Source organism: Paenibacillus sp. FSL H7-689, from assembly GCF_000517905.1.
GTDB lineage: Bacteria > Bacillota > Bacilli > Paenibacillales > Paenibacillaceae > Paenibacillus > Paenibacillus amylolyticus.
This window is the reverse complement of record NZ_ASPU01000002.1, coordinates 161264-175299: the sequence shown is the minus strand read 5'-3', so window position 1 is coordinate 175299 and position 14036 is coordinate 161264. Positions and strand designations below refer to the sequence as shown.

Annotated in this window: 8 protein-coding genes; 2 read left to right on the top strand and 6 right to left on the bottom strand. The window is 47.5% G+C overall.

From position 1 onward, the window contains the following. The first annotated feature begins 333 nt into the window (after positions 1 to 333). Positions 334 to 2031 carry a CPBP family intramembrane glutamic endopeptidase gene (locus tag C170_RS00740; protein ID WP_036605790.1) on the top strand — a complete coding sequence of 566 codons (1698 nt, stop codon included), beginning with the start codon at positions 334 to 336 and terminating at the stop codon, positions 2029 to 2031. Here the strand turns inward: C170_RS00740 and uvrC are convergent. Both uvrC and trxA read right to left on the bottom strand, forming a co-directional pair. Further along, a complete protein-coding gene (gene uvrC, locus C170_RS00735; RefSeq protein WP_036605789.1) occupies positions 2000 to 4087 on the bottom strand; it encodes an excinuclease ABC subunit UvrC in 2088 nt (695 codons plus the stop codon). The genes C170_RS00740 and uvrC overlap by 32 nt on opposite strands. A gap of 446 nt (positions 4088 to 4533) precedes the next feature. Next, entirely contained in the window at positions 4534 to 4851 is a 318-nt protein-coding gene (trxA, locus tag C170_RS00730) for a thioredoxin (protein ID WP_036605788.1), read from the bottom strand. A gap of 266 nt (positions 4852 to 5117) precedes the next feature. Between trxA and C170_RS30630 the strand changes: the two genes are divergently transcribed. Further along, positions 5118 to 5273, top strand: coding sequence for a hypothetical protein (locus C170_RS30630; RefSeq protein WP_017692450.1), 156 nt, complete (start codon positions 5118 to 5120; stop codon positions 5271 to 5273). Positions 5274 to 5453: 180 nt separating this feature from the next. On the opposite strand, the gene dnaI is transcribed toward C170_RS30630, so the two are convergent. The 4 genes from dnaI to C170_RS00710 form a co-directional block, all read right to left on the bottom strand. After that, positions 5454 to 6404 carry a primosomal protein DnaI gene (gene dnaI, locus C170_RS00725; RefSeq protein ID WP_036605787.1) on the bottom strand — a complete coding sequence of 317 codons (951 nt, stop codon included), beginning with the start codon at positions 6402 to 6404 and terminating at the stop codon, positions 5454 to 5456. A 263-nt stretch (positions 6405 to 6667) separates the two neighbouring features. Next, positions 6668 to 9463, bottom strand: coding sequence for an alpha-mannosidase (locus C170_RS00720; protein WP_036605786.1), 2796 nt, complete (start codon positions 9461 to 9463; stop codon positions 6668 to 6670). After that, positions 9460 to 12639, bottom strand: a complete 3180-nt coding sequence (locus tag C170_RS00715) for a beta-galactosidase (RefSeq protein ID WP_036605785.1) — start codon at positions 12637 to 12639, stop codon at positions 9460 to 9462. The genes C170_RS00720 and C170_RS00715 overlap by 4 nt, the downstream gene beginning before the upstream one ends. After that, positions 12636 to 13955, bottom strand: a complete 1320-nt coding sequence (locus C170_RS00710; protein ID WP_036605784.1) for a glycoside hydrolase family 125 protein — start codon at positions 13953 to 13955, stop codon at positions 12636 to 12638. Before C170_RS00710 ends, C170_RS00715 begins: the two co-directional genes overlap by 4 nt. Positions 13956 to 14036 lie beyond the last annotated feature (81 nt).

Sequence of the window (14036 nt, the reverse complement as noted above, 5' to 3'; positions counted from 1 at the left end):
ATATGGCGACGGATGGATCAGATTCTTTCGGTCCTTTTCATTCATTTTCAAGGATTTACACCTGTTTTCGTTACATCATTGGCATTCGGTGCTTGGCCTGTGCTATGTTAACTTTAATATCCATATTAGTGCGTGTTCAAAAAGGGCGGTTTTCAGTACCAAGAAGATGGGATGAAGATAGAAATGGAGTAGCGGAGCGTAGATCGAGCTACGTGAGCAACGGACATTTCGGCTGAATTCCATATTCGATGCTGATGATGCCGTTAGGCAACCTTCGTAATCAAAAGCGGACTTTTTGAACTACCTCTATCAATAAAGGAGGAACACCATTACATGAATCCCTTAGGGCAGCCTTTGCAACTCAAGGCTAACTTCAAGCGGCTGGGGTTGCTTGCGGCGATTGGCCTGATTCTATTTTTTGTATTTCAGATCTTTCCTGCTACCTCATCACAAACGACAGAAATTTCGTCTACGTCCTTCATAACCAAGGAGCAGGCGAAGCAATCCGCACGATCATTCGCAGCTTCTGTGAATGACTATACACTGCCAAATGATGATGCAAAAACCCTGGTCACCTACCAGACACATTCGGATATCTACGGGTATATGGCCAAAACCAAACAACTTGATACCTATAACCAGAAATGGGAAACAAGCTATCCTTACGATGTATTCCGCGTTCGTTTGCCTGATCAACACAAAGGCGGATATCTTAATGTTGACGTACATATGAAAACAGGAAAAGTCGTCGGCTTCAAACGGGAACTGCCTTCTTCTCTCTATACTGCCATTGAGGCGGAGCAGGTTAGTGGACGAGTGACCACATCGCAAGTACTTGCTGAAGGCAATATATCTTTGGACGAGAAACAACAGCTTGCTGCTGGCGTTCTGACCGAATTCGGTTATGAAGTGCCGGCACTTCAACTGGAGACTCGCGATGGTGAAGCCGGACTGAAGTATGTGGATTCTGCAAAAGCCATTGGAGACTCCAAGCTTGAATTGAATTTTACGTTTGAAGAGGGTGCGGTACGATCCTTCGATCCTGGATTCTCTGTCCCTGAATCCCATACCGATTATGTGAAAGATCAAACGCGTCAAGCCAATTGGATGACCTATGGCGGCTATGCATTCCTGACCTTTGTTCTGGGCGTGCTGGCAATCATCTATAGCATTCTGACCCGAGCATATACGTCTTTCAAACGCGGGATCATTCTCTCGCTGGTGTATTTCGCAGCTTCGGTAATTGGTACGCTGAACATGATTCCACTCTTTCAGGCACAAGGGCTCTCCAGCTTCATGTTAGCGTTCCTGATGTTAATGCAGACGGGTATTACACTGGTCATGAGTGCAACCATCTATCTGTCCCTTGTTGCCGGTGACGGCATGTGGCGTAAAATAGGTCTGAACCCATGGCCTCGTGCGAAAGAACCCGGATATGGAAAATATGTACTTCACAGCATGGTTGCTGGTTACCTGTGGGCATTCATTCTACTGGGTGTGCAATCCATCCTGTTCTTCATTCTGGAGCGAAGCATCGGCACATGGTCAACGACGTCAGCAGATCAATCTACTTTTAATATGACCTATGCCTGGCTCTTCCCGATCATGGCCTGGATGGCCGGTATTGGTGAAGAAACTGTTTATCGACTGTTCGGCATTCGTATGATGCAAAAGATTGTGCGTAACACGTTTATTGCCTGTCTGATTCCAACCATCATTTGGGCACTTGGACACACATTGTATCCGATCTATCCAGTAATCACCCGTCCCATTGAGCTGTTGGTGATTGGATTGCTGTTCAGTCTGATCATGCTGCGTCACGGCTTCATTGCCGTTGTATTCGCCCATGTGATCTTCGACAGCTTGCTGATGGGACTCAGCTTGGTCTTTATGGGCGATGCCCTGAATATGGCTGCCGGACTCTTCTGGATTGTACTGCCGGCCATCGTTGGATATGTGGTCTACAAATTCAATCCAAAACAAAAAGAGAAGCCGTATGTTACGACTCCTCATCACGAAGTGCTGCAATAATCTGATTTGCCAGTTTGTCACCAATAGATAGAGGCCGGAAGTCTTCAACGCTGGCCTCTTTTATTTTGCGCAAAGAGCCAAAATGCTTCAACAACAACTTACGCCGCTTTTCTCCAATACCCGGAATGGCATCCAAACGTGATGTCACCATCGATTTGCCACGCTGTTCCCGGTGGAACGAGATCGCAAAACGGTGGACCTCTTCCTGTATCCGCTGCAACAGGTAGAATTCCTGACTATCCCGAGGCAGGGAGATGACTTCCGGTGGATTACCGATCATCAACTGCGAAGTCTTATGCTTCGCATCCTTCACCAGACCACATACCGGAATAAACAGCCCCAGCTCATTTTCCAAAATATCGACCGCAGCCGAGATCTGTCCTTTACCACCATCGACCACAATCAGGTCAGGCTGGGTCAGGTTTTCTTTTAATACCCGTTCGTAACGGCGACGGATGACCTCTCTCATCGTTTCATAATCATCCGGCCCTTCAACCGAACGGACCTTGTACTTCCGATATTCCTTCTTATCCGGTTTACCATCGGTAAATACAATCATGGCAGATACCGGGTTTGTACCCTGAATATTCGAGTTATCAAACGCTTCAATACGGTGAAGCTGATCCAATCCAATAAAACGTCCCAGTCCTTCGGCAGCTTTGGATGTACGTTCTTCATTTCGCTCAATCAAACGGAACTTCTCTTCCAATGCCACACGTGCGTTATCCACAGCCATCGTGATCATCTGGCGTTTCAATCCACGTTGCGGAATGAGCACTTTGATCTCCAACCACTCCTGTAAAGCAGCAGCAACCTGAGTTGGGTCTTCCAGTCCTGATGGAAGCTTTTCAGTTGAAGTAGTTGTATCCATTATTAGAGCATCCTCTTGCATACTGTCAGGTTGTTCACCTTCTGCCTCAGCGGAAGCTCCGTAAGTTGCACGAGTCTCAGCAACCAGTGGCTGGGAAGCGTTACTATGCTCCACTTGTCCCGCCTGATCGAACTCTACCGTAACTGCGGCAGGTACCGATCCATCAGTATCAGAACCCGTATCAACACTATCATTATCTGTTGCAAGATCCTTGGGCATTTCCGGCAACAAAATTTCTTGTGGCAATGCCGGATTATCGCTGTAATACTGTGTTACATAGGACATGAAGTCACTATACGCCTCACCGTAAAACGGGAAGGTTGATACGTGACGTTCAATCATTTTACCCTGACGCATATATAGAATCTGGACACACATCCAGCCTTTATCAATGGCAAAACCAAATACATCACGGTCTCTGGCATCGGCCATCGTAATTTTCTGTTTTTCCATCATCGCATCAATGGCGATTACCTGATCGCGCAGCTCCTTGGCACGTTCAAAATAAAGATCCTCCGCAGCCTCTTGCATCTTACGCTGCAAATCCTTCTTGATCTCTTCGTGACCACCGCTCAGAAATGAACCAATCTCTTGGGAAATCTGGTCGTACTGCTCCTTCTCAACTTCCTTCACACAAGGGGCAAGACACTGTCCCATGTGATAGTACAGGCACACTTCTTTGGGCATTACACCACATTTGCGCAGTGGATACATGCGATCGAGCAATTTTTTCGTTTGGTGTGCCGCATACGAGTTCGGATAAGGTCCGAAATATTTGGCTTTATCTTTCAGCACACGCCGGGTTACTTCCAGCCGGGGGTGCTTTTCATTTGTAATTTTAAGATATGGGAATGTCTTGTCATCCTTAAGCAACACGTTGTACCGCGGCATATGTTTCTTGATCAGGTTACACTCCAGAATGAGTGCTTCCATGTTACTGCCCGTCACGATATATTCGAAATCACGAATTTCAGACACCAGACGCTGGGTCTTTCCGTTATGACTGCCGATAAAATAAGAGCGTACGCGGTTCTTCAACACTTTAGCCTTACCAACATAGATAATGGTGCCTTCACTGTTCTTCATCAGGTAACATCCAGACATGTCTGGCAGCAAAGCGAGCTTGTGGCGAATCTGCTCCAATGCCTTCTCCTGATCCTGCAAATCATTGATGAATTGATCCATAATTCGGTGAATCCTCCTTCCCGAAAAAGCTGAAATCCTCACCTTACATGAGTTACTCCGATGACAGAATGACCTTTCGATCGTCGTAATTCACACGAACACTACGATAACAGAACAACCTTCCAATCGCTGTTATCCCCAGATTTTTTGATTCCCTTTTACAAGGGGAAAATCCGGTGATAAAGGCGAACGCTTCGCTTTTTCAGGTTTTTTCTGTTCTCTCCGCTATTGTGTGAGTAATTAGTGCAATACATATTAAAAAGTGAAACTCGGATAAAAATTGCAACGGCTATGCTTCTACAGTTCATTTCTGTCTTCTTCGTTAAACATGTAAATTTCCAGTTTCATTTTATATAAATAGTATACTTTATATTGTCCTATATAAAGGTATTCGACGCAAAACGCCCCCGGCATGTAAACCGGAGGCGTATGTGTAAACCTGTAAATTATTGGTGTTTTTCGATAATTCCTTTGAGCGCATCTTTCGAGTTCAGACCAACCACTTTATCTACCGGTTGACCGTCTTTGAAGAAGATCAAAGTTGGAATGCTCATTACGCCAAAGCGGGAAGCTGATTCCGGATTTTCATCCACGTTAACTTTAGCAATTTTCACTGCATCGCCAACTTCTGTGGACAGCTCTTCCAGGATTGGAGCGAGCATTTTACAAGGACCACACCAAGGCGCCCAGAAATCAACAAGAACCGTTCCTTCGCCTTCTACTTCAGCGTTGAAGGATTGATCGGATACGTTAACAATAGCCATGAAATTGTCCTCCTTATATATACTTACGGTTTTATTTTAACCTGTAACGTCGTGAACGACACTTCCAGTATAACACAGGTACGTCAAACTTGTGAATTGAACGCTGCAATGTTCATCTTCCCAACATCAAATCTTCACAATTACAGGATGTAGCATACTAACTGCAAAATCTTTACAAACGCTTTCTTTTCCAAGTATACTAAAATTACTCCGGGTTTCAGCCCCTCCCATACGGGCAAGCTGTTTCCCCATAAGGAGGCAATAACATGGATGCAAATGTGCGGATCAGCGACCCGCGTGAACATGTGAACGAGGAACCCCGCAACGATCTATTTGATCTGATCGCGGGTGTTGCCGGCATGGCTGGCCTGATGACAGTGATCTTTTTCGGTATGGTTATCTTCAAATTCCTCACCGAATAGGACACTCACAGGTCTCACGCAGGACCAGAAAAGCCCGGTTTTCGCGACAATGCGAAAGCCAGGCTTTTTTTGGGACTACTTTAGCTTTTGATTACAATCAGCTCAGCTTCTAAATCGTAAGCTCCACCGATAATTTGAAGATTAACCTTGTCCAGAACCTTTTGGTTCAATTAGATCGGTTTAACGTTTACCGCGCTGATTCTCACCCCGAACGGAGATAACATCCACAAATGGACGAATCCGGTCCATGAGACGCTGGCCTTTATTCATTTCCTCGCCGTCCCGATTGGTGAAACTAAGATGTTTCTCTAGCCCATCCAGATTGTAATTGGACGTATAGAACGTTGGTTTGCGATTCATCCGATAGTTCAAAATGGACCCCATCACATGATCCCGAACCCAAGGGTTCAGATTCTCTGCCCCGATATCATCAAAGATGAGCAGATCACAACTTTTCAAAATATCCGTCATTTCCTTCAGCTTCTGCCCTTCACTGATCATGGATTTCAGATCCTCCACAAAGTCAGGCATATAAATAATGACACCCGTGTGGCCTGCAACCGCCAGTTCATGCAACAGGTAACACATCAGAAACGTCTTGCCCGTCCCGAATGTTCCTTCCAGAAACAGTCCTTGCGGAGATAATCCGTTCTCCTTGGTCTCGCTAATATACCGAAGCACCTGATTCACTGCCGGAGCACGCATCCGATCCTTGCCCATAATCTCCACATCGTTGTATCCGGCACTGAGCGCACGCTCGTCCACATAGAAACTGCGAATGCGTTGCTTAATAATATGTTCATTTTGCCGGGCGATATGTTTGGAACAAGGTGCTTTTATATCTATGATTTCGGGTTTACCGTTAAAATGTTCTACTTCCAGTTTGCAAAAGTGGCCCTGAAAATCGTTAGGGCAGTTGTCGAGTCCTGGGCAATTCGCACAGTTCTTAGAGTCTTTGGCGTACTGAAACAGCTTGCTCAGATCGGTCATGAGCTGTGCATCTTGCAGTTCAGGATGACCTGCGCGGAATTCACGTACATACGGATTTTCCATCAATTCCGCCGCAATCCGCCGCGATTGCTCACGAAAGGCAGGGTTCAGCTGCTGAAGCAGTCCTCCCAAGGATTCCATGGCTTCAAGCCCCCTTAATGTTTCAATATAGAATGAACAATGAAGTGTACCCCTGACCATCTTGATGGCATAGGAACTTTCGATCATTTGCAATTCTACTGTTCATTCTATAGAAAAACAACCAATAACTCAACTCATAGATCTGGTAAATAGCGTAACCCTTCTGCCACCGTACGTAATGCCTAGTTTATAGTACACTTGCAGTCCTGTACCTTTTAGTGTGTGTTCAAAAGTCTGTTTTTCGACTCTTTAAACAACTTTGATCAGCGGCGCAAGCCGACAGTAACGATCTCGCATGAATCTGTCTGTATGTTCCATTCCTTGGTGGCAAATGATAATGTTGATGCCTCTTCTATGCTGTTAAGATGAAGTATTTCGCCCTCTTCCTCCAGGATGTTGCTTTTGTATGCCGTTTCGAATGGCTGCGGATTCGCTTGTGATGTTGCAAGCTTCAACGTGGCAGAGTCGGTGGTCATATTGAACCAGCGTAGCATGACATCGCCGGAATCCTCATTTACCTTGAGTGAAGAAAACGCCAATCCTTCCCCTTGCCATGCAAACGGTGTGTTGTTAGGTGTCAGATAACCCGTGTGTACTTCGGTTTGTGCCAGCGTCCAAGGAACCTGGAACTGATACGCCTCAATATATGCACCTGATGCTGCACCATTTCCATCATGCGGAATGATCTCGATCTGAAATGTATGTTCACCAAGGCATTGTGCTTCCGGTGTCGGGAACAAACCCCAGTCTCCGAGTTCGCCCACAGCACGAAGCAGCGTTACGGCGATGGTGTTACGTCCATCTTGAAGGACTTCATATTCATTCAGACCCAGATTGGCTACGACCAATCCCGCCTCTTTTTCACTCACATCCACAAAATTCTGTTGATGCTGTGTATTGCTTGGATTTTGCCACTCCGGTGCAGGCTTGTTATCACGCGTTGCAATTTCGAACATGGAATCCACATGATGAACAGCAGATACAAGATCCGTTGGGAAAAGAGCACGCACCCGATGATCCTTCGCCTGATTGTTGAAGGTTGTTTCCATTTGTACTCCTTTTCCATTACGACTCAGTGATATCACTGTACGAATCTGGAGCGGAATCATTTTAGTTGAACGCTGGGCTTTGCGATGTGGATAATAAATCAGTTCTCGCTGTTCCTGATCCAGCATCTCATCCGCTGACTCCGGTATTTCCCAATGATGAATAACTTCGAACGAGGCAGAGTATGATGTATCCTCAAGGACCCGAATCTCGGCCTGAAGCTCGTGTGTTGTTCGCGCCACTTCATTCTCTGGTTGCTTGAACATGTATTCATTACCGATATCACCCACATTTTCGTACACCCCAAGGTCCTTATAAGTCCGACCTGTTCGTTTATCTGTGAGTGTGAATGAACCGTTGTCTGCAATCGTGACGATCATATGTTGATTTTCCATGCCACGTTCACCACGCAACAACGTAGTCGTTTTCGACGGAGTACCACTCTCAGCATCATCCGCAACGTTGACCAATGCATAGGTTTTCAGGCCAAATGCAGCTACATTCTCTGTTTCAAAACGAATACGAACGCGCCGACAGCTATACGGCTGGCGGAAGCGATCATCCGGCAAATCATAGCCAAATTGCAGACCCAGATCCTCCACCGTACATGGAATGTGGTTACCATCTTCATCTACCAGTATGCGATCTGACAGGTCAACGGCTTTCATCTGTGCCGCCATTTCCTCCAATGTATGTCCATCCCGGAAATACAACCGAGCCGCGTCCAGTTCCATCTGAACTACACCGCTGCGTTCCCAACCCGTTGTATTAAATACCACAACAGGTCGAGCCTGCTCGCCGTAACGCTCAAATATGGAGGTATCGACAGCTGTAGTAATCTGGCTGGTGCTCTCTTCAATTAAAGCCTCTGCTACATGACGGCTCTTATCAAACCGTGTCACCATCTCGCGATGCACCTCATCCACACTGCATCCACAGATGCTGTCATGCGGATGATTTTGCATCAGCGTTTTCCAGGCATACGTCAGTTGATCATGTGGATAGGCATGTCCAAGCAGATAGGCGTAGGATGCCAGGGGTTCAGCCACTTTTTCCAGCATAGTCTGGCCCAGCTGGTTCATCTGTTTCAGATACACACGAGCCGAGGCGGTGTTCACCAGAGTTCCCCAGCCATCGGTACGCTGACTGCGCAATTCGCCTTTGACCGTGGACAGTTCATGTTCAGACGATGCTCTCAAAGCTTCCAGATAATCCGGAAAGTTGGAGTGAATGAACTCGATATCGGGATGTAATTGTTCAGCCATGCGAATCGCTTCTGGCAGATCTCGCTGAATTGGTTGATGATCACATCCGTTCATGTACAACAACTCATTGGTCGATGCATATTTCTCGGCATCTGCAAGCTTGGTTTCCCAGAACTTGCGGGCCGATTCCTCGTCTACTGGAACTTCATTTCCGTTGGAGTACCAGTTGGCAAACAATACGCCGAGTACTTTTGATCCGTCTGGTCCTTCCCACATCAGCTCCGAGAAGCTTGATTCATATCCGGCATCCGATACCGTATTATTAAATCCGGTAGGCTTCACACCACGTCCAAAAAACACATTATCAATGCCTGATTGTTGCATCAGCTGCGGAGTCTGTCCGACCAATCCAAATGTATCGGGAAAGTAACCAATTTTCGAAGGGGTGCCGTAACGTTTGGCGTCCTTATGTCCAACCTGCATGTTGCGCACATTGGCTTCTCCACTCGTCAGAAACGCATCCTGCAAAATGTACCATGGTCCAATCACAATCCGCCCATTGCGGATATGCTTCTCCAGTCTTTCCTTCTGCTCCGGGCGAACCTGAAGATAATCATCGATAATAATCGTTTGTCCATCCAAATAAAAGCTTTTATAGTCCGATCCCTCATCAAGCTGATCCAACAGTGAATCGACGAGCTGAATAAGACTCATATGATGCTTCTCATACGGCAAGTACCATTCCCGATCCCAGTGGGTATGCGAAATAATATGTGCTCTCTTCGACTTGTTTGTCCGTTTGATCATTGCGTTATGCCACCTCTTTCCTCTTGTTGTACAATCTCAACCTCATCAGGGCGATACACCGCAATCAGCTTTCCGGAAGCATCCGTGGCAAATAACACCGAACGATTTTTCTCCAATTGGAACGAGTACGATACACCTGTACGTTGATCTCTCACTTGAACTTCATGGTTAAAGGCAAACTCCGATACAAATACATACAGATTCCCTTTTGGAAAACTCAGCTTCCGGCCGTAGATCCCTGCGATATCTCCGCCAGATATCCATTCCAACTCCTGTTCGATGCCCGAAATTTCAGTCGCATAACGATATAATTCAGCAAGTGGCTCGTCCCGTCCATTTAACTCGAGCGGCAGTGGAGTCCAGATTAATTTCCCTTTACCCAAAGGCAAAACGGTTACTTCATCTGCTGTACCTTTATCCCCATGAAGCAACGTCTCCTTTGCCACCTCGGCGATACGACGCCGTCCGTAGGTCACCCGGTGATTCACGCCGTTAATATTCAGCAGTTCTTCCCGCTGTACGTTACCCAGACTGCGTTTACCTACGATATGATCGGCCCGGTCAGTTGCCTTCCAGTATGCGTCCAGTCCCAGCGGCCCTGTAATGAGCAGGCTCGTGCCTTCCTTCTCCGCAAACGTGAGCAATTGTTGAAGTGCATCGCTCTCCATATTGTGCGGACTCGGTACGATAATCAGTTTCGGTGGCTGCTGCTCCAACGCTTCCAGATGATATTCGGATAACGCACGGAATGGCAATTTCAGATCATAAGACATCACGCGAGTAAGCTTTGTTGTGGCATCATAGGCGAGGGCACGGTTGGAGAAGTCATTGGAATACGGGAACACCACTGCAATATCCTCCAGATCGCGGTCTTCAAAGAGATCACGAATGCCATCCATGAATCGGCCAAAATCATAAGACACATCCGCCTCGGGTTTCTCCGTACCATCTGCACGAAGGGCCCCAATATGGGACTCATTGGCATTATCCATATAAAAGTTGGTGTTCCAGATCCATTGCACGGCGCCAGCGCCGCCTGTCGAAAAAGCATAGGCGTACTTGCGTTCGAGAATGCCACGAAGCTCTTCTTCTGTACGTTTGGCTCGTCCATCTGGAGTTTCCACATACATGATGCCCGTCTCCTGAATGAGATTTGGCTTATGTGGCGTTTTAGCGAAAATACCGTCCCAGATCAGATCATCGTTTAACCACCAGGAATGCACCGTTGTATAGTCCACTTCACGTTCATAGAAGAAAGGTGAAGGACGCTGTGCACCAAGGGCTTCGTCCTGTCCCACAGTGACCAGATGATTCGGTACCAGATCCTTGATCGTACCTACAAGCTCTCTTGCCCAAACATTATGCATCTCCATAGAGAAGAGACAGTAATCGAGCCAGCGTGTTCCCTTTTTGGCCTTGTGCATGTCCTGTACATCAAAATTAATCTCTTCCGCCTCCGGGATCACCGCGGCTGCAAAGTTCGGAAGCTGCTTCGGTGACATGTTCCATGCCTCCTGCAACGCCTCAATCGTCTGATGCCGTTGTTCAAGCCAAGCGATAAAAGCCAGCTGTTCATACGAATCCCTCGCCGAGCGTGGGCCAGCTGAGAAGATACGTACTGGATCGAACATCGATGGCTCATTAATCAGATCCCAGTCCACATGTGTTGTATGCGTGTGACGACTGACGATGCTGCGGATGAAACGTTTCTGTGCTTCGACACTCTGCGGGTCCAAATACGGATTCGTGCCTTCCCATGTCTCTGGTGTAAAGGAGAAGAAAGTGAACGTGACCTGTAAGCCGTGGCGTTTCGCCGTTAAAATAAATGCATCAATGGCACGAAGCACATCCTCTGCCATATGTCCGTCCACCTGCATCATGTTGCGATAGGCGGTCCAGATTCCTGTCCGAATCCAGTTGATGCCGGCTTTTGCCATCTGGGCCATGTCTCGATCCCAAACATCCGCATTCGGCAGAAACAGAAATTTCCGTGCCACATCGGAGGTCATGTAGGTCATGCCCACAACTGGGAGAGGACGTCCGTCTTTTACAAAATAGTCCCTGCTGGGGGTAATCACTTCCCCTTCTGCCAGCAGTGCAGCATCCTGTCCCCAGAAGCCTTGACGCAAGGTCCGAACTTCACCGTCAGGAGCCTGCGCCTGGCATACGATCCGATACAGCCCACTTTCAATGGATACCGGGAGAAGTATACGTTCGAAACGCTGCTCACCGGAAAGTTCCATCTCCAGTCGATGGCTCCATACCTTCTCCGTCGTGCCACTTGTGCGATCTTCATGCTCGACTGTTATGTCGAATGCCCACAGCTCGGACTCGGTAAGTCTGTTCCCTGCTCGCTGTAAAATCTGGCCTTGAAGTGTGAGTATAGCCCGCTCATCTGGCTCATACGAAGCATAATTCGTTTTGAGGGATAACTCAGTTACACCTTGCGCACAGAATTGCGCCCATTTCACAATCTCGGCAGCGCCATCCTGCGTCCAGAATGAGGTGGTCAGCGGCAGATGTACAAACATCCAGCGTGAACCTACGAAAGTCCCGCGCGAGTTTTCCCACAGAACGACCGGAGCGGCGACACTGCGCCCGTCTTTACTCATGCCACGAAGCAATGGATAAATCTGCGTACTCATCGGTCCTGATGACCCCATCTGGTGGGGCAGATCACTTGTTTTGGTTGTATGTGGAACCAAATTCCATGTATCTGCCTTCTCGAACAGCCCCTCTTTCCCAGTGAGAAGCGGGATCTGTTCGGATGAAGTGTACGATTGCACATTGGCAGAAGATACGTTCAGTGCCTCATGAATATAGAGTTCCTGATGATACGCGGTCTGCTCTGACTCTACAACCCATGCCCCATTTTCATATCGAACCGGACGTTTGAAGGGTGCGCCCCCCACACTGATCAGGCTTCCGCCCTGATGCAAGTAAGCGGCAATCTCCGTCCAGGCGGACTTTGGAAAATAGGGTGCATGCAGATTGACCAGACATCCTTCACCTGCTGTGGTCTTCAAAGCCTCTGCGAGTTCTTCGGCGTTTACAACGGTGATCTCTTCGACTGCTTTCCATGTATTCAGAGCCTCATGAGTTGGAGAAGCACCTTCCATCGGAAACGCAGGATCAGCGAAGATAATCAGCTTTTTATCATTAGGTTGGATACTCATAACAGGCCATCCTTCATCGATCTGTAGACCAACTGGGAGAACAGGCTGTTGGACCATGCAAACCATTTTCGTGTAAAAATCGTTGGATCATCGGCGTGGAAGCCTTCATGCATATAACCTGTATCTGCATCTGTCGCTTCGAGCATGCGAATAATCTCCAGTTTCTCCTCGGCAGACTGCGCAGTCAGTCCTTGCATGGACAATCCCATATGCCAGATGTAATCTGGTGGGGTGTGCGGACTTCCGATCCCTTTGGCAACCTTGCCTTCATAATAGAATGGGTTCTCTTTGCTCAGAGCGAAGCGGCGCGTATTCTGGTAGATCGGATCATCCGCTGTGACGTAACCGAGATATGGAATGGATATAAGTCCCGGTGTACCCGCATCGTCCATGAGACAGTGGTTGCCATAACCGTCCGTCTCGTACGCATAGATCGGTCCAAATTCCGGATGACGATAAATACCATACAACTGAATGCCGTGATCCACGTCCTGCTCCAGATCCTTCAATTCCTGCAAAAGTTCCATATCCCGGAACACCCACTCGGCAAACTCCTGCATCTGGCGCAGAGCGACAACCGCGAACATGTTGCCAGGGATATTGTAGTGGAAATCACACGCATCATCACTGGAACGGAAACCGGACCAGATCATCCCCGTGTAGTTGACTGGCATACCTTTTCCGTGATTGCGCAGGGAATCTGTTGGGATGCCGTTATTACGAGTAAAGCGATATGGAGATTGTTCCATGTGATGCTGTTCGACTTTGAACAGGTCCACGATTTTACGCATCGCTGCCTTGAAGCTTGAATCAAAAATGTCGGTCAGCTCGGTTTCCTTCCAATATAAATACGCCAAACGTACAACAAAACATAATGAGTCAATCTCAAATTTGCGTTCCCACACCCAAGGCGACATCTCTGTTTCGTCCGTGGTGTTCCAATGCCAGTCGTTAGCAGTCTCATTGAAGGCATTGGCATATGGATCGATGTGAACATACTGGATATGACGTTTGATCAGCCCGCCAATAATGCGTTGCAGGTCCTCGTCTTCTTTTGCAAACGGAATGTAATGTACCACCTGCTCCACGGAATCACGCAGCCAGGAAGCCGGAATATCTCCTGTGATCACAAACGTAGTGCCATCCTCCATCAACTTGGTTGTTGTTTCGATGGTATTGGGGAAGCAGTTTTTGAATAATTGAAGCAGCTTCGGTCGGTGAGCCAGTTTCTGTTCTGCTTCTTCGAGCACGGCCTGAATGGATTGTGGCAAAGCAACAGGTGGCATGGGTATTTTGGGTAATCTGAACTGTTCCATGGATGAGTGCAACTCCTTAAACAAATCGAATGGTGTAGCTATAAAAGATAAAGCTGAGAACATTCACACTAGACCACTACG